The sequence below is a fragment of the Winogradskyella sp. MH6 genome (genome assembly GCF_022810765.1).
Classification (GTDB): Bacteria; Bacteroidota; Bacteroidia; order Flavobacteriales; family Flavobacteriaceae; genus Winogradskyella.
The window spans coordinates 1,301,061-1,322,400 of sequence record NZ_CP094494.1 but is presented as its reverse complement, the minus strand read 5'-3'; the positions used below and the strand labels follow the sequence as shown (position 1 = coordinate 1,322,400).

Annotated in this window: 19 protein-coding genes and 1 tRNA gene; 7 read left to right on the top strand and 13 right to left on the bottom strand. The window is 35.0% G+C overall.

The features are described from left to right. Window positions 1-67 precede the first annotated feature (67 nt). The 4 genes from MST30_RS05930 to MST30_RS05915 all read left to right on the top strand — a co-directional run bounded on the left by MST30_RS05930 (window position 68) and on the right by MST30_RS05915 (window position 7,098). A complete protein-coding gene (locus MST30_RS05930; RefSeq protein ID WP_243473463.1) occupies window positions 68-2,233 on the top strand; it encodes a prolyl oligopeptidase family serine peptidase in 2,166 nt (721 codons plus the stop codon). Window positions 2,234-2,396: 163 nt separating this feature from the next. Then, on the top strand, window positions 2,397-3,758 hold the full coding sequence (locus MST30_RS05925; protein WP_243473462.1) for an Ig-like domain-containing protein: 1,362 nt from the start codon (window positions 2,397-2,399) through the stop codon (window positions 3,756-3,758). A 12-nt stretch (window positions 3,759-3,770) separates the two neighbouring features. Further along, window positions 3,771-6,122 (top strand): FG-GAP-like repeat-containing protein, encoded by a 2,352-nt coding sequence (locus tag MST30_RS05920; protein ID WP_243473461.1) that lies wholly within the window; start codon window positions 3,771-3,773, stop codon window positions 6,120-6,122. A 64-nt stretch (window positions 6,123-6,186) separates the two neighbouring features. Further along, entirely contained in the window at window positions 6,187-7,098 is a 912-nt protein-coding gene (locus MST30_RS05915) for an ABC transporter ATP-binding protein (RefSeq protein ID WP_243473460.1), read from the top strand. 31 nt (window positions 7,099-7,129) lie between these two features. Here MST30_RS05915 and MST30_RS05910 read toward each other — a convergent pair whose 3' ends face one another. The 9 genes from MST30_RS05910 to pdxA all read right to left on the bottom strand — a co-directional run bounded on the left by MST30_RS05910 (window position 7,130) and on the right by pdxA (window position 16,894). Continuing rightward, complete coding sequence (locus MST30_RS05910) at window positions 7,130-7,579, bottom strand: GreA/GreB family elongation factor (protein WP_243473459.1); 450 nt, start codon at window positions 7,577-7,579, stop codon at window positions 7,130-7,132. Continuing rightward, entirely contained in the window at window positions 7,576-8,691 is a 1,116-nt protein-coding gene (locus MST30_RS05905) for an NAD(P)/FAD-dependent oxidoreductase (RefSeq protein ID WP_243473458.1), read from the bottom strand. The genes MST30_RS05910 and MST30_RS05905 overlap by 4 nt, the downstream gene beginning before the upstream one ends. Before the next feature lie 51 nt (window positions 8,692-8,742). After that, a complete protein-coding gene (locus MST30_RS05900) occupies window positions 8,743-11,736 on the bottom strand; it encodes a zinc-dependent metalloprotease (RefSeq protein WP_243473457.1) in 2,994 nt (997 codons plus the stop codon). Between the two features lie 169 nt (window positions 11,737-11,905). Further along, window positions 11,906-13,255: an acetyl-CoA carboxylase biotin carboxylase subunit gene (gene accC / locus MST30_RS05895; protein ID WP_243473456.1), complete on the bottom strand. Its 1,350-nt coding sequence runs from the start codon at window positions 13,253-13,255 to the stop codon at window positions 11,906-11,908. Between the two features lie 83 nt (window positions 13,256-13,338). After that, window positions 13,339-13,815, bottom strand: a complete 477-nt coding sequence (accB, locus tag MST30_RS05890) for an acetyl-CoA carboxylase biotin carboxyl carrier protein (protein ID WP_243473455.1) — start codon at window positions 13,813-13,815, stop codon at window positions 13,339-13,341. Between the two features lie 30 nt (window positions 13,816-13,845). Continuing rightward, complete coding sequence (locus MST30_RS05885) at window positions 13,846-14,844, bottom strand: beta-ketoacyl-ACP synthase III (protein WP_243473454.1); 999 nt, start codon at window positions 14,842-14,844, stop codon at window positions 13,846-13,848. Between the two features lie 178 nt (window positions 14,845-15,022). Continuing rightward, window positions 15,023-15,226 (bottom strand): 50S ribosomal protein L32, encoded by a 204-nt coding sequence (gene rpmF / locus MST30_RS05880; RefSeq protein WP_218545603.1) that lies wholly within the window; start codon window positions 15,224-15,226, stop codon window positions 15,023-15,025. Between the two features lie 8 nt (window positions 15,227-15,234). Next, window positions 15,235-15,774 (bottom strand): YceD family protein, encoded by a 540-nt coding sequence (locus tag MST30_RS05875; protein WP_243473453.1) that lies wholly within the window; start codon window positions 15,772-15,774, stop codon window positions 15,235-15,237. A gap of 79 nt (window positions 15,775-15,853) precedes the next feature. Continuing rightward, window positions 15,854-16,894, bottom strand: coding sequence for a 4-hydroxythreonine-4-phosphate dehydrogenase PdxA (gene pdxA / locus MST30_RS05870; RefSeq protein ID WP_243473452.1), 1,041 nt, complete (start codon window positions 16,892-16,894; stop codon window positions 15,854-15,856). Between the two features lie 96 nt (window positions 16,895-16,990). Here pdxA and MST30_RS05865 point away from each other — a divergent pair, with 96 nt between their 5' ends. Next, window positions 16,991-17,581 carry a riboflavin synthase gene (locus tag MST30_RS05865; RefSeq protein WP_243473451.1) on the top strand — a complete coding sequence of 197 codons (591 nt, stop codon included), beginning with the start codon at window positions 16,991-16,993 and terminating at the stop codon, window positions 17,579-17,581. On the opposite strand, the gene MST30_RS05860 is transcribed toward MST30_RS05865, so the two are convergent. The 3 genes from MST30_RS05860 to mce form a co-directional block, all read right to left on the bottom strand. Then, window positions 17,570-17,773 (bottom strand): Fjoh_0651 family PID-CTERM protein, encoded by a 204-nt coding sequence (locus MST30_RS05860; protein WP_243473450.1) that lies wholly within the window; start codon window positions 17,771-17,773, stop codon window positions 17,570-17,572. The genes MST30_RS05865 and MST30_RS05860 overlap by 12 nt on opposite strands. 260 nt (window positions 17,774-18,033) lie before the next feature. Further along, a tRNA-Ile gene (locus MST30_RS05855) sits at window positions 18,034-18,107 on the bottom strand. 77 nt (window positions 18,108-18,184) lie between these two features. Next, window positions 18,185-18,589 (bottom strand): methylmalonyl-CoA epimerase, encoded by a 405-nt coding sequence (gene mce, locus MST30_RS05850; protein WP_243473449.1) that lies wholly within the window; start codon window positions 18,587-18,589, stop codon window positions 18,185-18,187. 107 nt (window positions 18,590-18,696) lie between these two features. On the opposite strand from mce, the gene rbfA reads away from it, so the two are divergent. Both rbfA and MST30_RS05840 read left to right on the top strand, forming a co-directional pair. After that, window positions 18,697-19,089: a 30S ribosome-binding factor RbfA gene (rbfA, locus tag MST30_RS05845; protein ID WP_243473448.1), complete on the top strand. Its 393-nt coding sequence runs from the start codon at window positions 18,697-18,699 to the stop codon at window positions 19,087-19,089. Continuing rightward, entirely contained in the window at window positions 19,090-20,292 is a 1,203-nt protein-coding gene (locus MST30_RS05840) for an ABC transporter permease (protein ID WP_243473447.1), read from the top strand. Here the strand turns inward: MST30_RS05840 and dusB are convergent. Beyond that, window positions 20,289-21,290: a tRNA dihydrouridine synthase DusB gene (gene dusB, locus MST30_RS05835; RefSeq protein WP_243473446.1), complete on the bottom strand. Its 1,002-nt coding sequence runs from the start codon at window positions 21,288-21,290 to the stop codon at window positions 20,289-20,291. The two genes, MST30_RS05840 and dusB, sit on opposite strands and share 4 nt — an antisense overlap. Window positions 21,291-21,340: the final 50 nt, after the last annotated feature.

Genomic DNA, 21,340 nt, shown 5'->3' with positions numbered 1-21,340 from the left:
TAAAAACTTTCAGCTCAATACCGTCTTACATTAGAATTTGTGTTGAGTTTAATACTAAACACCTATTATGAAAAAATTACTTTTAATTACTGCATTACTAAGTATTTTTGTTTGTCTAAAATTAAACGCACAACAATTGATTCAACCAAAACTACAATACCCAGAAACAAAAAAAATAAATCATGTTGACACCTACTTTGGCGAAGATGTATCTGACCCATACCGTTGGTTAGAGGATGACAGAAGTGCAGAAACCGAAGCTTGGGTAAAGTCCGAAAACCAGACTACATTTGGCTATTTAGATAATATCCCATACCGAGAGGAATTAAAGGAACGCCTCACCAAACTATGGAATTACGAAAAAATTGGAGCACCTTTTAAAGAAGGGGACTATACTTATTTTTATAAAAACGATGGGTTACAAAACCAGTACGTCATCTACAGATACAAAAACGATGCTGACCCAGAAACAGCTGAAGTATTTTTAGACCCTAATACTTTTAAAGAAGATGGAACAATCTCTTTAGGCGGAACAAGTTTTTCTAAAGATGGTAAAACTTTAGCATACTCAATTTCTGAAGGAGGTAGCGACTGGAGAAAGATTCTTATAATGAATGCCGAAACTAAAGAAATCATTGAAGACACTTTAGTAGATATAAAGTTTAGTGGTATGTCTTGGTACAAAAACGAAGGTTTCTATTACTCTAGCTACGATAAACCAAAAGGAAGTGAGCTTTCTGCGAAAACAGACCAACACAAGGTGTATTATCACAAATTAGGCACTAAGCAATCTGAAGACCAATTAATCTACGGAGGAACTCCTGAAGAAAAACACCGTTATATCTATGGTGGTGTTACAGAAGATGATAGGTATTTAGTAATTACTCCTAGAGTTTCTACGTCTGGTAATAAGCTTTACATTAAAGACTTAACGGTTCCGAACGCTCCTTTAGTTGAAATTTTAGGCCATACAGACTCAGACTCTAACATTATAGAAAATGTAGGCTCTAAGCTCTATATTATGACAAATCTTAACGCACCTAATCAAAAAATAGTTACCGTTGATGCGTCTAACCCAACGCCTGAAAATTGGGAAGATTTTATCCCTGAAACGGAAAATGTACTTAGCCCATCAACAGGTGGTGGCTATTTCTTTGCAGAATATATGGTAGATGCTGTTTCAAAAGTTTTACAATACGACTATGACGGAAAACTTGTAAGAGAAGTAAAACTGCCTGGTGTTGGTAGTGCAGGTGGATTTGGCGCTAAAAAAGAAGAAAAGGAACTGTATTATTCATTTACAAACTATGTGACACCAGGAAGTATTTATAAATATGATATAGAAAAAGGAACATCTGAATTATACCGTAAACCAAGCATAGATTTTAATCCAGATAATTACGAGAGCAAGCAAGTGTTTTATACCTCTAAAGATGGTACAAAAATCCCAATGATAATCACTCATAAAAAAGGCATAGAGCTCAACGGAAAAAACCCAACAATTCTATACGGTTATGGTGGTTTCAATGTTTCATTAACACCAAGCTTTAGTATTACCAATGCTGTTTGGATGGAGCAAGGAGGTGTTTACGCTGTCGCTAATTTACGTGGCGGAGGTGAATACGGAAAAAAATGGCATAATGCAGGCACGCAAATGAAAAAGCAAAATGTTTTCGATGACTTTATAGCTGCAGCAGAATATTTAATTTCAGAAAAATACACCTCATCAGATTACTTGGCTATTAGAGGTGGATCTAACGGAGGTCTATTAGTTGGTGCAACAATGACACAAAGACCAGATTTAATGAAGGTTGCATTGCCTGCGGTAGGCGTTTTAGATATGCTGCGTTATCATACATTTACTGCTGGTGCAGGTTGGGCTTACGATTATGGTACTGCAGAAGACAGTAAAGAAATGTTTGAATACCTTAAAGGTTATTCGCCTGTTCACAATGTAAAAGAAGGTGTTGAATACCCTGCAACTTTGATAACCACAGGAGATCATGATGATAGAGTGGTTCCTGCTCACAGTTTTAAGTTTGCTGCAGAATTGCAAAGCAAGCAAACAGGTGATAATCCAGTATTAATAAGAATTGAAACAGATGCTGGTCACGGAGCAGGTACACCTGTAAGTAAAACCATTGAGCAATATGCTGATATTTTTGGGTTTACACTTTACAATATGGGCTTTGATGTACTACCAAGTAAAACGAAAGAAAAGGTGAAAGGCTAATTTTCATATTTCTCTAAATACAACACATTCAATACGGTCGTTTATCTTTTTTTAATTAATTGTAAACGATTTAATTAAAAAACCTTAGATTTACTCCTATTTTTGTTAAAAAAGTAGGAGTTTTTTTATTGAAGCTGTTCTATTAGTGCGCTGTCTTTATTACATGAAAAAGAAATACATTCTAAAACTGTTTTTTTTAACCTTGTTGTCACTTTCATCTTGTAGCGAATCAGATGATAACACAACACCTTTGTCTATTGAAACAAATCCGGACGAAATTATTTTGGCCCAAAACTCTCAGGTCGAGATATTTATATTCAACAATGATGCTAATATTCCTCAATCTGGTACGCTTTCAATAAGTGCCCCTTCATTGGGTTCGGTAGTGATTAACAACAATAATACTCCCGAAAATGTAAATGATGATTATTTAGTCTACACCGCAAATCCAAACACTGTTGGTGATGATTCAATTCAATATACCATCTGTGATGCTTCTAATAACTGTTCAACTGAAAATGTTTCTTTGTCAATCACAACCTTGTCTGTTGTAAATATGTTTGAAGGAGACACTCCTCACCAAGCATTATCATCCTACAATTTTTTTGAAGGAGATTTAAGCAACCTCAACCCTACTTTTGGCGTTTTACCTTATGATCTTATTACTCCGTTGTTTACAGATTACGCGAAGAAAAAACGCTTTATTTGGATGCCTAATGGAGTTAAAGCAAATTACATCAATGATTATTCTCCCCTAGATTTTCCAACCGGAAGTATTATCATAAAAAACTTTTATTACAATAACGTACAACCCAATAATTCTACAAAAATTATTGAAACCCGGATTATGTATAAAAAAGCAAGTGGTTGGGATTTTGCAAACTACGTCTGGAACGAAGAACAAACAGAAGCCTATTTTACAAATCAAGGAAGTATAGTAAATATCAGTTGGCTAGAGAATGGTGCCTTAAAGACTACAGACTATAGGGTTCCTTCTAGAGCAGAATGTTTTACTTGCCATAACAGTTCTGATAGTCCAACTCCTATTGGCCTAAAACCACAAAATATTAACAGAGATTATAATTTTGATGGGGAAATTATGAACCAACTTCTTAAGCTCAATCAAGTTGGTTATTTAAATTCAAATTTGCCCAATTCCATTAACACTGTTGTTGCTTGGGATGATGAATCCCAGTCATTAAACGATAGAGTGAGATCCTATTTAGATATCAATTGTGCACATTGCCATTCAGATGGTGGGCACTGCAACTATAGACCAATGAGGTTTGAGTTTCGTTTAACTGAAAACCCAGAAAACATTGGTGTCTGTGTGGTTCCTGAAACACAATTTATACCAAATTCTTATATTGTAACACCCAACGATATAGACTTATCTATTCTTTACTACAGATTGAGTACTGAGGACGAATCATTTAGAATGCCTTTATTAGGCAGAACTATTAACCATAGAGAGGGAATTAATCTTATAGAAGAATGGATCAATTCTCTTAATAACTGTAATTAATACCATTAAAGCATGAAAAAAATTACCTTATTTTTAATAACTGTTGTCTTTACCTATTTTGTAGGAAATGCACAGTATGTTTTTAGCACTATCGATGGGCCAATAAATGTGGCTCAAGCATCTCCTGTAACTTATAGCCTTAACGATGTTGGCAATTCAGCAGGTGTTACCACTCCCACATCTGGTTCTTACATTTCTTTTAGAGTCTCTGTCGATTGGTCAGAGGGGTCTGGTGTTCCATGGTCTAGTGAAGCAGACTTAACATTTACAACCTCTTCGGGCTCTGTTAACATTAACCCTCCTACTTCTGGTGATGCCAATTCAACAAGTGATGCAACAATAATTTTTGAAGGAGATTTACCAGGTCTTTATGATCCATCAACCGATGGCTATATTGATTTAGTATTTAATCAAAGTTATAGTGGCTCAAATGCCGATTGGTCTAATATTGTTGTTACATTATATGAAACTCCTTCTTGTCCAAACCCTACAAATCCAACTGCCAGTAATATTATGGCAAATTCAGCAGATCTCCAATGGACTGAAATAGGGTCATCACTCTCTTGGAATATTGAATGGGGTGTTGCAGGTTTTCCGTTAGGTTCGGGTAATAGTGTTCCTAACCTAAATACAACATCTTATAACCTTTCAAACTTATCCCAAGGCACTTCTTATGATTTTTATGTACAGGCTAATTGTGGTGATGGTGAAGTTTCAAACTTTGTTGGACCAGTAAGTTTTACAACGCTTGTACCTTCAAGAATTAATTTCACTCAGCAATCAATTGCGGTTAGTGGTTATGATATGGCCGTTGTTGATATGAATGGAGACTTTTTAGATGATATTGTTGGGGTTTCTTCTACGAATATTAACATTCAAGAACAAAATCTAAATGGTTCTTTTACGAACAAAAATATTACCACACCTAACGCAAATTATCTACCAAGTTGGAGTATGGCTGCAGCTGACTTTGATGCAAATGGGAAAACCGATTTACTTTATGGGTCTGGCAGTGGTGTAACATTTATGCAAGCAAGCAGCGATGGTAATAGCTTTACCGAACAATCCACTTCAGATTATGTATTCTCTCAACGCTCTAACTTTGTAGATATTAATAACGACGGAAACCTTGATGCTTTTGTTTGCCACGATGTAGAGCCAAACGTATATTTTATAAACGATGGTACTGGCAACTTTACTTTTTATCAATCTGACGTAACCGCTGGAGCACCTTACTCACTAGGTAATTATCCTACTGGAGGTGATTATGGGTCTATCTGGATAGATTATAATAACGATAGAAACATCGATTTATTCATCGCTAAGTGTGGAGGAGCTGAAGAGCGAAGAACAAATATGATGGTTACAAATAATGGAGATGGCACTTACACTGAAAATGCTGCTGTTATAGGTTTGGCAGACCCAATGCAAACTTGGTCTTCTGCTTGGGGAGATTTTGATAATGATGGTGATATGGATGTGTTTGTTGGCGCAAGTTCTGGTTCTCACAAATTAATGGAAAACAGTGGTTTCTCTGATGATGGCAACCCGAACAATGACTATGTTTTTACCGATGTTACGGCTGGTGCTGGGATTAATGCTCCAACAGGATGGGAAAGCTCTGCGTACGACATTGACAATGATGGCTATCTTGATATTATAAGTAATGGTTCTATTATGTATGGAAAGGGAGACATGACTTTTGAAGATGCCGATAATACTCAAATCAACTATAAAAATGGAAGTTTTGGTGATTTAAATAACGATGGGTTTATAGACACCTATTATAACGAAACCATATATTACAATCTTGGTAATAGTAATAATTGGGTTAAGATAAACACTGTAGGTATGGCACATGTTACACCAAACTACAGCAATAGAAACGGAATAGGTGCTAGAGTTGAATTAGTGACTCCTTCTGGCACTCAAATTAGAGATGTAAGAAGTGGCGAAGGCTTTGAATTTATGAGTTCGCTTAACACTCATTTTGGTATAGGTACAGAAACTTCAATTACAGAAATTAGAGTGTATTGGCCTTCTGGTGTCGTTGATGTATTTGAAAATCCTAGCATTAATACTACTCATGTGCTTGTTGAAGGTACAGCTCCTCTTAGTATCGAAGATCAGACTATCTCAGATATCTCAATTTATCCTAACCCTGTAGATGATGTTTTAAAGATTAAAACCTCAACAGTATTAACAGAAAAAATCGCTACGATTTTTGATGTTACAGGAAAACGTGTTTTCAACCAAATGATGACTAATAATGAACTTAATGTTTCAAGTCTTCAAGGAGGTGTTTACTTCTTGAGAATTGAATCTAATGGTCGAAGCATAAGACGAAAGTTTATTAAAAAATAAATTGCATTTTAAATACACTAAGCCGCTTGAGATCCAAGCGGCTTTTTTATGGTATTTTTGCAATATGCTTCAAGTTAAAAACCTTAGCTTCGGTTATACCGATAATCCTGTTCTGAAGGATATAAACTTCACCGTTAAATCAGGTGAAAATCTAGCTATCATTGGCGAGAGTGGTTCTGGAAAAAGTACAATTCTAAAATTAATTTTTGGTGAATATGACTTAGAACACGGTCAGGTATTTTGGAAAAACACCGAAATTCTTGGCCCAAAACATAATTTGGTTGTGGGCTATGATTTTATGAAATATGTCACTCAAGAATTTGACCTAATGCCTTATACTTCGGTTGCAAATAATATTGGTAAACATCTATCGCGTTTTTATCCTGAAGAAAAAGAAAAACGAACGCAAGAATTAATTACAATTGTAGAATTAGACAACTTTGCACAAACCAAAGTAAAAAATCTGAGTGGTGGACAAAAACAACGTGTTGCCTTAGCCAGAGCTTTGGCAAAAGAACCAGAAATCCTTCTGCTAGATGAGCCCTTTAGTCATATTGATAATTTCAAAAAACAATCCTTACGCAGAAACGTATTTAACTATCTAAAGGAAAAAAATATTACTTGCGTTGTGGCCACCCATGATAAAAATGATGTTCTTGGTTTTGCGGATGAAATGTTAGTGCTACACAACAAAAAGATTATTGCTAAAGATACTCCTCAAAACCTTTATAAAAACCCGAAACTACCTTTAATAGCTTCTTTTTTTGAAGAGTTTAATAGTGTTAACAACACTATTTATTACGCTCACCAATTAAAAATTGTAGACCATTCTGACTTAAAAGCCATTGTTAAACAATCCTATTTTAATGGAAACTCATGGCTGGTAGAAGCTTTATATAATGAGCATCTTATATATATTTCTCACACAGAGTCTATTAATGAGAAAGAGATGATTTATTTTAAAATTTTGGATTAAAAAACCCTTTCAATCAAACTAGCAAAAAGGACTATATCACTTTTGATATTACAAAGGAATTATCTCTAAAAACCATAGTGTCTCCTTTTGTCTTCCCTAATAATAATTTAGCAATTGGTGATAATGGAGAAATGGCATAAAATGATGCCTCGTTAAGACTTATTTCACCTACGCTTATACTTATGAAATAATTGTGCTGTGAAGTGTACACCACACTCCCTAAAGCAATGTTTTTGTGTATTGAATTGTAATCTATTTTTTGAAGTAACTCTTGACTCTTTTGAATTTCTGCAAGCTGTTGCCCTGCTTTTTCACGCTCTATTTGTATCATGGCTCGCCCTGTTTCATGCTTATCTCCTGCACTACTCTTTGTTTCAGACTGCAACGCATTCTCAAGGTCTAAAATGCTTTTTTTAACAAGTGCTAAACGTGCTTGTAAAACATCACTACATTTAGTGTATAGCTGTTCTTTTGTGTTCATTCCATTAAATCTGCTAAATCCTTTCCAACACTACTACCAATAGCAACTCCCATACCGCCAAGTCTTACTCCGCAAAAAACATTATTGCTAAGTTGTTTTACAATAGCCTTTTTTTGTTGGCCAACTCCCATTATACCAGACCATCTATGGTCAATTTCAAAATCTATATTGGGCAAAATAGTGGTTTTTAGTAACGACTCTAAAGTATTTTGAATACGCTCTGTTTGCCCAAATTCATCTGTTTCCTCTGTTTTAAAATCCAAATGCCTTCCACCTCCAAATAGAATTCTATCATCTATATTTCTAAAATAGTAATAGCCTCTATCTAAATGAAATGTTCCTTTGATGTGCAGATTATGTATAGGTTTGGTGATTAAAACCTGAGCTCTTGCAGGCTTTACTTCTTCGTCTATTAATCTTGAAGCAAATCCGTTTGTGGCTATTAAAAGTTTTGAAGTCGAAAACTCAAATTGATTGGTTTTTATCTTTACATCGCTTGTTCCTTCTGAATAGGTCTCTACAGTACAGTTATTAATGATTTTAACACCCAAACTCAACACCTTATGAAGAAGCGCCTCCATCATTTTACCTGTATCTAGCTGTCCTTCAAACTGATTAAAACAGCATCGAGATTGAATGTTTTTAAACCCAAAGTTATTTGATTTAAAACTAAAGACATCATCGTTAAAAATAGGCTTTAGAGACTTATTAATATACTCTTGTTTCTCTTGGCATAGATTATAAAGTGGCTCATTCTCTTTTGTGAATAACTCATATCCACCAAGGTTTTGATAGTCTATAGCTTTATCTCCCAAGGTTTCGCGAAGTAATTGTAAGCCATTTATTCGTTTTGTAATGAGATTTAACACCTCTTCTTCTGAATGTGTTGTTAGGTCGTCAATAATTTCACTTAGGCTTCCAAAACAAGCAAAACCTGCATTTTTAGTGCTGGCCCCTTGTGGCAAAACCCCTTGTTCTAGTATTACAATCTTAGCGCTTGGGAATCTGTTTTTTAAATGAAATGCTGTGTTGAGCCCAACGATTCCACTTCCAACGATAGTGAAATCGACCTCTGTAAACCACGTTTTTATTTCCCAATACGATAAATTCATAGCAAAAAAAAGCTCCTCAATATAAGGAGCTTTTGAGTTTAATCTTAAGAATTATTCAACTATAATTTTCTTGGTTGTCTTGTAAGAGCCATCAGAAATATTCAATAAATACACACCTGATTGTGCACTACTTAGTTGAATCACTTCATTGAATCTATTAGTGCTATTAAAGGTCTTAGTATAAATAGCTCTACCTCTAATATCAAATACTTCAATACTTATATCCTCACCCGATCTTGAGTTAAAACCAATAGTAAAGGTGCCATTATTTGGGTTTGGATAAACGCTTAAGTTGTCTAACTCATTGTCTTCTATACTCAAGTCATTAATAACATTTAAAGAATAGTCTTCTACCTCACCATCAAAACCTGTTTCGCAAGACGTAGGGAAGTCTAGTGGATTAGGAGATGGAGGAGAGTACTTAGTACTTACTCTCATTGTTGTTGTACCTGCAACTGCATCTACAGGAACCGTTATCGTTAGAGGCGAACCGTCTGTTAATTCGTCCGCAATATTTGCAGTCGTACCTAAGTCTAAATCATACTCTTCGCCAGGATCATCAAACGAGCAGTTTTGATTCCAGTCAATCCATACTCTGGTACTAATTCGGTAATTACCATCAGAGTTCGCTCTTACAGATAAATCGTAATCCATACCAGCCTCAACATCAGTAGAAATTGATGTGAAATCTGTATAAGGAGAGGTTTTAGGGCCTGCATCTAAGTTATTAATAGTATTAAAAATCACACCTGTTGTTCTTGTCTGAAAGCTTAAATTTCCTTCCGAAGGACAAACTCCATCTGTAATTATTAAATCTACGGTTGTTTGTTTTGTGATTGATGGTGAGGTAGCAATAAGTGTAATCGTATAGGTGTTGTTCGCTAAAGAATTTAACCCTGTTAGATTAAGTGTTACCGTACCGTCAGTATTTAAAGACATTGGGTTTATATTAGAACCTACGCCTCCAGGTAAACCAGATACACTAAATGAAGTTGTCTCAGAAAAACCATTAGACGTTATAAAACTAAAGTCTATTGAAGCTGTATCTTGCCCACATACAAATGCATCTCCATTAGTAGCATTTATGCTAAAGTCTTGTACGTTTGAGATTGAAAAAGCATTAGATACCGCATAAAAAATGTTATCTGCTGCTTCTACTAAAACTCTAGCATTACTAGTATTACCTATACCTGGAACTGTTATTGTTGCTGAACCTGTATTAGGAACACCAGAGGCTAGGGTAGTAAAAGAAAAACCACCATTGGTTGTAAACAAAATATTTACAGTTTGACAATTTATTGGAGCTGAATTTGTTTGACCAACAACCCATGATACTGTCTGACTAGAATTTGCTCCCCATGTTGGTGGTGTATTAACCGTAAATGGTGTGGAAAAATTCTGAACGGTCACTGTCATATCATCAGAGTCTGTTGCAGCTCCACCCACTTCATTATCTCTTACTGTTAGTGAAAAATTCATAGTTCTACCTACAGACGGCACAACCTCCCAAGTAGTGGCTAAAGAACCCGAGAAAACAGTGCTCAAAGTTGGCATATATCTATTCGGAGACGTGGTTGGATCTAAAGACCTAAATAAAGGCCCTGCAGAATTAGTAGATTGCGGAGGCATCGTTGCTGGTGTTGCATCTGTTTGCTCCCAGCAATAGGTTAACCCTGAAGCTGTATCTGCATCAGTTGCAGAACCCCTTAAAACAAATGCTGTAGATAAAGGAATTGTGTAATCTGCACCAGCGTTGGCAGCGGGAGCTGCATTATTTGTTGTGCTACTAGCAAAACAAGTGCTGCTTGGGCCAGATGATATGTTAGCCCACATCTCTTTTATGTTCTCCCCATGAAAATAATCATCACTATTATTTTGAACATTAGGAGCACAAATACCTGCGTAGCCCATAATTGTAGAAGCACTTCCAGGTTCTACAGACACACTCGACCTTTGACAACTATTGTTTTGAGTATGATTGCCTCCAAATTGATGTCCCATCTCATGAGCAACATAGTCTATATCAAAAGCATCGCCTTGAGGTACTGGAGAACCTGTTACTCCTTTAGCTTTGTTTGCGGTACATGGAGAACGTAATTGAGCTATTCCACCTCCTCCAGTACTAAAAACATGACCTATGTCGTAATTAGCTGATCCTATGAGGTTATCGCAAGTTGTTTGATTTTCGTCAAGCATTATACCGCCACTATTATTAGTATAAGGGTCTGGATTTAGTGCTGTATCCTCTAAAAATATAATATCTTGATTATTTGCTATTATAACCATAGTCAATCCTAAGTCTCTTTCGTAAACACCGTTTACTCTATTCATGGTTACATTCATTGCCGCTAATACATTAGCAACATTACCTCCATGAAACTGTGCGTACTCTGCTGTACAAGCTAAAGCTAAACGATAGGTTCTTAGTATGCCATCATTCGCATTTTTTGCTGTTATAAAATCCTCATCAGATATTTTAAAATCTGCCGGATCATATTCTGTTTCACAAACAAAACTTCCTCTTGGACCATCTTCATCAGAATTTATAAAAGCTATATATGTTTTTAAATCTTGGGTGTAGGGCTCAAGAAAAACTGTTTTGCTATCAGACAATACCATGCCACTAAAACCCTTTTGAGGAGATATACTAAATCTAATTATTGCAGCAGGGTTGTCAATTCCTTTTCCAACAAATGATCTTATTTCAGGGAACTGTGATTGTAGTTCATACTCCATCACAGAAGCTTCTTGTACCAAATAAGATTCAGGTTTTCCTTCATGATTAGGGAACTGAAGTACTACTCCTTGATCTTTAGTAGAAAATTGACGTTGAGGAACATTTGCTAATTGTTGCTTTAACCCTTCAAGATTAATTGTAATTATCGTTGAATATTTGGGCTTGGATTTATAAAAAGCTACATCTTCTTTCTTAATTTGATCTTTGTTGATTGACCATATGTTACCCGTTTTTTGGGCATTTCCTATTATGCCAAAAAACAAAGCAAGAAAAAAGGTTAAAAGGAATTTAGGGTAATTTTTTTTCATCTTAGAACAATTTTATTTTTCCCTACAAAGGTATCAGTTATCTAAGGACTTTACAAAAAAAAGCCTAATTCCTTAAGGCTTTCTTAATTGAAATGGTAAATTAACGATGATTAGCAAATATTTTGAGATATGTACAATAAAAAAAGCGACCGTTTGGTCGCTTCTTATACTATTCTTCTTCGGGCTTTATTTTAAAGTCTTCCATAAACTTAGTGGTATAATTACCAGCTAAATAATCTGGATGCTCCATTAGCTGTCTGTGGAACGGTATAGTCGTTTTTATACCTTCTATTACAAACTCATCTAAAGCACGCTTCATTTTATTTATAGCCTCTTCTCTTGTTTGCGCTGTAGTAATTAACTTGGCAATCATAGAGTCGTAATTAGGTGGAATACTATAACCTGCATACACATGTGTATCTAATCTTACACCATGACCTCCTGGAGCATGAAGTGTTGTTATTTTACCAGGCGATGGTCTAAAATCATTAAAAGGATCTTCAGCATTAATTCTACACTCAATAGAATGTAAGTTTGGTGTGTAGTTCTTTCCTGAAATTGGAACACCTGCAGCTACCAAAATTTGCTCTCTAATCAAATCAAAATCAATAACTTGCTCTGTAATTGGGTGCTCTACCTGAATACGTGTATTCATTTCCATGAAATAGAAATTTCTGTGCTTATCAACCAAAAACTCTATTGTTCCTGCTCCTTCGTATTTAATAAATTCAGCTGCTTTAACTGCAGCTTTACCCATTTTTGCTCTGAGCTTATCCGTCATAAACGGAGAAGGTACTTCTTCAGTTAGCTTTTGATGTCTTCTTTGAATAGAACAATCTCTTTCTGATAAATGACATGCTTTACCTCTAGAATCCCCTACAATTTGAATTTCGATATGTCTTGGCTCTTCAATGAGTTTTTCCATATACATATCGTCATTACCAAAGGCTGCTTTAGACTCTTGTCTTGCTGAGTCCCAAGCTGCTTTTAAATCTTCTTTTTTCCAAACAGCACGCATACCTTTACCTCCACCACCTGCTGTAGCTTTTAGCATTACAGGATAGCCTACTTCTTCGGCAAGTACAACACACTCTTCGTAATCTGCAATAATACCATCACTACCAGGAACACAAGGTACACCAGCAGCTTTCATAGTTGCCTTTGCTGTTGCTTTGTCTCCCATTTTAGAAATCATTTCCTCAGAAGCTCCAATGAACTTTATGCCATGCTCTTCACATATTTTGGAAAACTTAGCATTTTCAGATAGGAAACCATATCCTGGATGTATGGCATCTGCATTTGTAATCTCTGCAGCTGCTATTATATTTGAAATCTTTAAATAAGATTCGCTACTAGGTGCTGGGCCAATACACACAGCTTCGTCTGCAAACTTAACATGAAGACTATCTGCATCTGCCGTTGAATAAACAGCAACTGTTTTAACACCCATTTCTTTGCAGGTTCTAATAACACGAAGTGCTATTTCCCCTCTATTTGCAATAAGTATCTTTTTGAACATAACTTTTGGTTTAAAAATTCAACTTCCAAGCACCAAATTCCAAATAATTGGGTTTGGGATTAGTGGATTGGAATTTTCAATTGTTATGATGGATCAACCAAAAATAACGGTTGGTCAAACTCTACAGGAGATGAGTCATCTACTAAAACTTTTACAATCTTGCCAGAAACTTCAGACTCAATCTCATTGAATAGCTTCATAGCTTCAATAACACATAGAACATCTCCTTCCTTAATATCTGTTCCAACCTCAACAAAAACTGGTTTGTCTGGAGCAGGCTTACGATAGAATGTTCCTATAATTGGAGATTTAACAGTAATATATTTAGAATCGTCACTTGCAGGTGCAGCAGGTGCTTCTGGCGCAACTGCAACAGGAGCTGGAGCTTGTTGTTGAACAACAGGTGCAGCTGCTTGAACAGGAACTTGTTGCACGATAGTTGTTTCATTATCTGAACCTGTTTTGATTGTTATTTTAACATCATCCATTTCTAACTTAACTTCGCTTGCACCAGACTTGGCTACGAATTTGATTAAGTTCTGAATTTCTTTTAAATCCATAATATTTAGATAGTTTTTGTTAGTTAGTTTTTAGTTAGGGTTATAGGCCCATTTGTAATAGATTGAACCCCATGTAAATCCTCCACCAAAGGCTGCAAATATTAAATTATCTCCTTTTTTGAGTTGAGATTCATAATCATTTAGTAATAATGGTAAAGTTGCAGAAGTCGTGTTTCCGTACTTTTCTATATTCATCATTACCTTTTCTTCTTCGAGGTTAATACGTTGTGCTGTGGCGTCAATAATTCTTTTGTTTGCCTGATGTGCAACTAACCAAGAAATGTCGTTATTTGTTAAGTTGTTTCTTTTTAGAATTCGTTCTGCTACGTCAGCCATATTAAAAACAGCATTTTTAAATACCGTTCTTCCATCTTGAAATACATAGTGTTTACCTTCATCAAAAGCTTCTTGGGTCATAGGGTAAGAAGATCCGCCGTAAGTTGCTTGTAAGAACTCACGTCCTTCACCATTACTTCTTAATAATTCGTCTTGTAATCCTAAGCCTTCTTCATTAGGCTCAAACAATACGGCACCTGCTCCATCTCCAAAAATGATACAAGTAGCTCTGTCTTTATAATTAATGAAAGATGAATTTTTATCGGCTCCGATAAGAAGTATTTTCTTATAGCGACCAGATTCTATGTAAGCTGCTGCTGTCGACATTCCAAATAGAAAACTAGAACACGCTGCTTCCAAATCGTAAGAAAATGCATTTATAGCACCAATTTGTGTAGCTGTGTATGCTGCTGTTGAGGCGGCCTTCATATCTGGTGTTGCTGTAGAAACAATAACCAAATCTATTTCTTTTGGGTCTAATCCAGTTTTTTGAATTAAATCTTCAGCTGCTTTTATGGCTAAAAATGAAGTTCCTTTGCCTTCGTCCTTTAAGATTCTGCGCTCTTTAATACCTGTACGCGTTGTAATCCATTCGTCGTTGGTATCTACCATGGTTTCTAAAATCTTGTTAGAAAGCACGTAGTCTGGTAGATAACCTCCTACAGCTGTTATTGCCGCTGTGATTTTACTCATTATTAGCTTTTAGATTAATTAAAAGTATTGAAAAATGATAAAAAAGAACTGTTTCTATTCAGTTTTTAGCATTTTTTGGCAAATAATTATGCAAATTAAGTGGTTTTTCACTTATTCAGAAAATTTAAATAAAAAAAACGCCCACAAGTGAGCGTTTTATTGTATGCGTGCATAATACTTATGCTAAGTTTTCTTCTTCTGTAGAGTTGTCAATTAATACTTGTCCTCTGTAGTATAATTTTCCTTCGTGCCAGTGTGCTCTGTGATATAAGTGTGGCTCACCAGTTGTCGGGCAAGTAGCTATTTGAGGTACAGAAGCTTTGTAATGTGTTCTTCTTTTATCTCTTCTTGTTTTAGATATTTTACGTTTTGGATGTGCCATTTTAAATGTTATTTATCCGTTAATAGTTTTTTTAAATTATTCCAACGAGGGTCTATATCCTCAGATGTTTTATCTTCTTTTCCCTCTTTAGGGCTCAATTCTTCTAATTTTGATAGTATTTCAGATTTTAATGTGCCATCTTCTATGCCTGGATGTACTCGCTTAGCAGGTACGGCTAAAACAATGAGTTCATAAATATACTGAGCTACATTAATTTCGTACTCTCCATGTGGTATAATTAAGATATCTTCATTGTCATCATTATATTCTGCACCGAACTTTACAACAAGTTTAAATTCATCTTCAATGTCTTGATTATAGGGTTCGTTTGTAAGGTCGCAATTAACATTTACAAAACCAGATGCATCAAAATACAACTCTAATAATGTTGATTTTTTAATGAGTTTTAAGTCAATTTTTACATCAACCTCATTAAATTCATCATACTCAAAATTCTTAAAGAACCTATTATCTATACTATAATCAAAATGGTGCTCTCCTTCTTTTAACCCAACAAATTGAATTGTAAAATCTTTTAATGCCTTCATTACCACACCCATTTTGAGCCTGCAAATATATAAATTTTTCCTTATTTAAAGGCTAGATATCAACAAAATTTGTTAATATCTATTTTGAGGCTTTTTTGAGAGGGTTTTTTGAATAAAAATTGAACTCTTCTCTGTTCTTAAAAATGTTTATTGCTGTATAGATTGCTTGTACAAAAGAATTTTCGTCTGCTACTCCTTTTCCGGCTATTTCATAGGCGGTGCCATGGTCTGGAGATGTTCTTACTCTGCTGAGTCCTGCTGTGTAATTTACACCACCTCCAAACGCAATAGTTTTAAAAGGTATTAACCCTTGGTCGTGATAAGAGGCAATTACAGCATCAAAACTTTTATAATTATTAGAGCCAAAAAAGCTGTCTGCTGAATAAGGACCATACACCAGCGTTCCTTCCTCTCTTATCTTTTCTAATGTTGGTCTTAAAACCACATCGTCCTCTTTGCCTATAACACCATTATCGCCTGCATGAGGGTTAATAGCCAATACGGCGACTCTAGGTTTACTGATGCCAAAATCTTGCTTTAGTGAATTTGTAACTGTTGCTATTTTCTCTCTGATTAAATCCTCTGTAATATGATTAGCTGCATCTTTGAGTGGCACATGGTCGGTAAGTAATCCTACACGCAAATCACCAGCAACCATAAACATTAAGCTTTTTCCGTTAAGCGCTTTTGCAAGATAATCGGTATGTCCAGGAAAATTAAATTTTTCTGATTGGATGTTGTGTTTGTTAATTGGAGCCGTTACCAAAACGTCTATTAACCCTTTTTTTAATGCACTTGTAGCTGCTTCAAGTGACTTTATTGCATATTCACCTATCTTTTTGTCTTCTTTTCCAAATTCAATTTTAACAGGTTCTTTCCAAACATTAACAACATTTACCTTACCATGAACTACTTTTTCTGGACTATCTATATTGAAAAAATTTATCTTGCTCTTAAAGTGGTTTTTAAAGAACTGCATTGTCTTACCTGATGCAAATATTACCGGAGTACTTAGTTCTAAGGCCCTATTATCTTCATAAGCTTTAATGATAATTTCTGGTCCTATGCCGTTGAGGTCACCAACCGAAATACCTACAATCACTTTTTCGTCTTTCTTCATACTGCAATTATCCTATTTTTTTATTAAAACGTACAATGGAGTTAATTTGTGTACTTAACTTTGTAAATGCAAATTTAACCAAATAAAGCGGATACTATGTTTACAGGTATAATAGAAGATTTAGGAATTATTAAAAATCTTGAGGTTGAGGGTGAAAATCTTCATATAACAGTGCAAACTTCTATAACTTCAGAACTTAAAATAGACCAAAGTGTTGCTCATAATGGAGTTTGCTTAACAGTAGTTTCTATTGATAAAGATGATTACATAGTCACTGCTATTAAAGAGACTTTAGATAAAACTAACCTCGGAAAGTTAAAGTCAGGCGATTTTGTAAATGTAGAACGAGCAATGAAGCTTGGAGATCGGTTAGATGGCCATATTGTACAAGGACATGTTGACCAAACTGCTAAATGTATTTCGATAAAGGAAGAAGATGGTAGCTGGGTTTTTACATTTAAATATGATAAAGCACTTAACAACATCACTATAGAAAAAGGCTCAATTACAGTAAACGGTGTAAGCCTTACCGTTGTTAATTCTAAAATAGATGAATTTTCTGTAGCTATAATTCCCTACACCTACGAACACACAACATTCAATAAACTTAAAGTGGGTGACACTGTAAATCTAGAGTTTGATGTTATAGGTAAGTATGTAAAACGTCTTAATGACTTAAGAAACTAGTTTTTTTGAAATTTTATACGCTTTATAAACCCCAAAACTAAACGCGAGAGTAAATAATACCATTAGCCCTTCATCTATTGGAAGGCCTGGTGGAGGTGGTGGTATCGGTGGCGGAGGTGTAGCTCCTTGTGCCACAGAGGCAAAACCCATGGATAAAAATAAGATTAGTACAATTATCTTTCTATTCTTCATATTATCAATTAAGGGTGCGTAAATGTAATAAAAAAACCAATCTAACAAAATAAATATAATTAAAAAACGTCTTTAAACGGTAAATATTATCGACGAAATGCTTAAAATGTGCTATAATTAGGGAAGATACGCACAAAACATTAAGAACATTTAACGCAAATATAATATTAATTCCTGTTCTCGGAAAGACTGAACGAGTCTAAATTAGACAAATGTCAATAAAAACAAAAAAGCCCTTCTAAAATTAGAAGGGCTTTTTGTGGTCCCACCTGGGCTCGAACCAGGGACTTTCTGATTATGAGTCAGATACTCTAACCAACTGAGTTATAGGACCCATTAGCATGCTGCTAATAATACTCTTTTAAAAAGAGTGTGCAATATTACTATATATTTTAAAACTCTACAAGAAAATTATTCTCTAATGTCTTGACACAACTCTATTAATACACCATTTGTTGATTTTGGGTGTAAAAAAGCAATCCATTTGTTATCTGCTCCTCTTTTTGGTTTTTCGTGAATCATTTTAAAACCTTCGTCTGTTAATCTAGCTATTTCGCTTTCTATGTCATCTACAGCAAAAGCTATGTGATGAATACCTTCACCTTTCTTTTCTATAAATTTTGCTATTGGGCTATTCTCATTAGTGGCTTGTAACAACTCTATCTTATTTGGTCCACATTCAAAAAACGATGTTTTTACGCCTTCGCTTTCTACATCTTCAATTTTATAATGTTCTTTTCCGAATAATGACGCAAAAAGATTATTTGAAGCGTCTATATCTTTTACGGCTATACCTATATGTTCGATTTTTTTCATTCTATTAATTTAAAATTTCGTCAAAGAAATGAATTCCTTTGTATAGAAACTATGATTTTTGTTCTATAAAAATACCATAATCTTTAAATATGCTCTACTTTTGCACTATGGAAAGTAATAGACAAAAGAAAATAGCTGGTATTTTACAACAAGATTTGGCAGAAGTGTTGCAACGCGCAGCTTCTTCTGGTGGGTTAAAGGGTGTAATTATTTCTGTATCTAAAGTTAATGTTACTGTAGACCTATCTATTGCTAAAGTTTATCTTAGTATTTTCCCTAATAAAGAAGTGAAAGGGCTTTTAGAAGGTATACGTTCTAATACACCTCTCATTAGACACGAACTCTCTCAACGCACGCGTCATCAACTAAGACGTATGCCTCAACTAGAATTCTTTATTGATGACTCCTTAGAATATATTGATGGTATAGAACGTTCTCTTAAAGGTAAAGACAATCCGCTTGAAAACAAGGATTTATTAGACAAGCGCAAAAAATCCTAAGTGAATTTCTCGCTATACATAGCTAAACGTTATCTGCTTTCTAAAAGTAGTAATAATGCTATAAATATTATGACCCTTATTGCATCTGCAGGTGTTATTATTGCGTCTGCGGCTTTATTTATTGTACTCTCGGTTTTTGCTGGATTAAAAAATTACAGTCTTCAATTTTCTTCTTTTGTTGATCCTGATTTGAAAATTTTTCCTGCTGAAGGAAAATCTTTCATGTTTTCTGATGATGACAAAAACACGTTAACAAACATACAAGGTGTTGCTTCTTTTTCTGAAGTAATAGAAGAACGGATTATCTTAAAGTCCGAAAATAAAAACCTATTGGCTACACTCAAAGGCGTTGATTCTAATTTTCTAAACGTAACGTACATCGACTCTATGGTTACAAAAGGCTATTGGTTTACTCCAAACAGTAACGAGGTTGTATCTGGTTGGGGAATATCTCATAATCTTTCCTTTGGAATTTTAGACTTTAGAAAAGCATTGTCTTTGTATGTGCCTAAACCAGGAAAGGGGCAAATAAGTTCAATAAAGGGCGCATATAATGCAGTTTATGTTAATAATGTAGGCTTATTTGATATTAACGAAGAATTGAATGACGAATATGTGTTTTCTGATATAGGTTTAGCAAAACAATTATTAAACTATAAAGACAATCAAATTAGTGCTTTGGAATTAAAACTAAATCCTGAAGCAGACGAAAACGAGGTTAGAGATGCTATTAACTCTACTTTTAAAAATAGGTTTGTCATAAAAAACAGAGAGCAACTCAATGAAGCGTTGTTCAAAATGTTGAATACTGAGAATTTAGCGATTTATCTCATTTTTACTTTGGTAATTATCATAGCCTTATTCAATGTTATTGGGGCCATAATAATGATGATCTTAGATAAAAAGAAATCTTTAAATACGCTTTTTAACTTAGGTACAGAGCCAAAAACCATTAAGTCTATTTTCTTTTGGCAAGGTAGTCTTATGACCTTTGTAAGCGGTATTATTGGTGTTGTCCTCGGTTTTCTAATTGTTTTGGCTCAACAATCCTTTGCATTAATAATGCTTACTCCAGATTTACCTTATCCTGTAGTACTGAAATTCTTTAATATTATAATTGTTTTAACAACGATTTTTGGATTAGGTATAATCGCATCGAGAATAGCATCTCAAAGAATCACAAAGAAATTGATTCAATCTTAATATTGATTTTCAAATTGATAGTCTGAAAACTTATCTAACACCTCATCAAAAGTATCAAACACATCTTTTGAATCATCGCTAGTTACCATTTTCATGCGATATTCTTTAAAGTTAGGAATGCCTTTAAAGTAATTGGTGTAATGTCTTCTGGTTTCAAAAACACCTAGTTTTTCGCCTTTCCAATCTATGGACATTTGTAAATGGCGACGAGCAGCTTCTACACGTTCTTGCATAGAAATTGGTGGTAAATGTTCTCCTGTTTTAAAATAATGTTTTACCTGCTTAAAAAACCACGGATTCCCAATTGAAGCTCTACCGATCATCGCTCCGTCTAATCCGTACTCATCTCGCATTTCTGCGGCGCGCTCAGGAGTGTCTACATCTCCATTTCCAAATACAGGAATATGCATTCTTGGATTATTTTTAACTTCTGCAATAGGTTTCCAATCTGCATTTCCTTTATACATTTGTGCTCTCGTACGACCATGAATGGAGATAGCCTTACAGCCAACATCTTGAAGTCTTTCAGCAACTTCAACAATTTTAATAGAATCGTGATCCCAACCCAATCTTGTCTTTACGGTTACAGGCAAATTGGTACGCTTTACCATTTCGGCAGTAAGTTGCTCCATTAAGCAGACGTCTTTCAGAATTCCTGCTCCTGCGCCTTTAGAAACGACCTTTTTTACAGGACAGCCAAAATTAATATCTATAATGTCTGGATTAGATTTTTCTACAATATCTATGGTTTGCAACATGCTCTCCATATTAGCACCAAAAATCTGAATACCAACAGGACGTTCCTTTTCATAGATGTCTAATTTCATAACACTTTTGGCCGCATTACGAATAAGGCCTTCGCTAGACACAAACTCGGTATATACTACATCTGCTCCTTGTTCTTTACACAATGCTCTAAACGGAGGATCGCTTACATCTTCCATTGGTGCTAAAAGCAATGGAAAATCTGGTAGTTCTATGTCGCCTATTTTTACCAAGTCTAAAATTTTGGAGCAAAATTACATCTTTTTGAGTAATGTGTGTATAT

What these genes read in the sequence shown, in the direction of transcription:
- MST30_RS05920 (WP_243473461.1), top strand. Translation starts at nt 3,771, where the DNA reads ATGAAAAAAATTACCTTATTTTTAATAACTGTTGTCTTTACCTATTTT.
- MST30_RS05875 (WP_243473453.1), bottom strand. Translation starts at nt 15,774, where the DNA reads ATGAAGGCATTAAAAGATTTTACAATTCAATTTGTTGGGTTAAAAGAA.
- rpmF (WP_218545603.1), bottom strand. Translation starts at nt 15,226, where the DNA reads ATGGCACATCCAAAACGTAAAATATCTAAAACAAGAAGAGATAAAAGA.
- MST30_RS05930 (WP_243473463.1), top strand. Translation starts at nt 68, where the DNA reads ATGAAAAAATTACTTTTAATTACTGCATTACTAAGTATTTTTGTTTGT.
- MST30_RS05900 (WP_243473457.1), bottom strand. Translation starts at nt 11,736, where the DNA reads ATGAAAAAAAATTACCCTAAATTCCTTTTAACCTTTTTTCTTGCTTTG.
- MST30_RS05905 (WP_243473458.1), bottom strand. Translation starts at nt 8,691, where the DNA reads ATGAATTTATCGTATTGGGAAATAAAAACGTGGTTTACAGAGGTCGAT.
- MST30_RS05860 (WP_243473450.1), bottom strand. Translation starts at nt 17,773, where the DNA reads ATGAAGAATAGAAAGATAATTGTACTAATCTTATTTTTATCCATGGGT.
- mce (WP_243473449.1), bottom strand. Translation starts at nt 18,589, where the DNA reads ATGAAAAAAATCGAACATATAGGTATAGCCGTAAAAGATATAGACGCT.
- MST30_RS05885 (WP_243473454.1), bottom strand. Translation starts at nt 14,844, where the DNA reads ATGAGTAAAATCACAGCGGCAATAACAGCTGTAGGAGGTTATCTACCA.
- MST30_RS05915 (WP_243473460.1), top strand. Translation starts at nt 6,187, where the DNA reads ATGCTTCAAGTTAAAAACCTTAGCTTCGGTTATACCGATAATCCTGTT.
- MST30_RS05865 (WP_243473451.1), top strand. Translation starts at nt 16,991, where the DNA reads ATGTTTACAGGTATAATAGAAGATTTAGGAATTATTAAAAATCTTGAG.
- MST30_RS05925 (WP_243473462.1), top strand. Translation starts at nt 2,397, where the DNA reads ATGAAAAAGAAATACATTCTAAAACTGTTTTTTTTAACCTTGTTGTCA.
- pdxA (WP_243473452.1), bottom strand. Translation starts at nt 16,894, where the DNA reads ATGAAGAAAGACGAAAAAGTGATTGTAGGTATTTCGGTTGGTGACCTC.
- rbfA (WP_243473448.1), top strand. Translation starts at nt 18,697, where the DNA reads ATGGAAAGTAATAGACAAAAGAAAATAGCTGGTATTTTACAACAAGAT.
- accB (WP_243473455.1), bottom strand. Translation starts at nt 13,815, where the DNA reads ATGGATTTAAAAGAAATTCAGAACTTAATCAAATTCGTAGCCAAGTCT.
- MST30_RS05910 (WP_243473459.1), bottom strand. Translation starts at nt 7,579, where the DNA reads ATGAACACAAAAGAACAGCTATACACTAAATGTAGTGATGTTTTACAA.
- accC (WP_243473456.1), bottom strand. Translation starts at nt 13,255, where the DNA reads ATGTTCAAAAAGATACTTATTGCAAATAGAGGGGAAATAGCACTTCGT.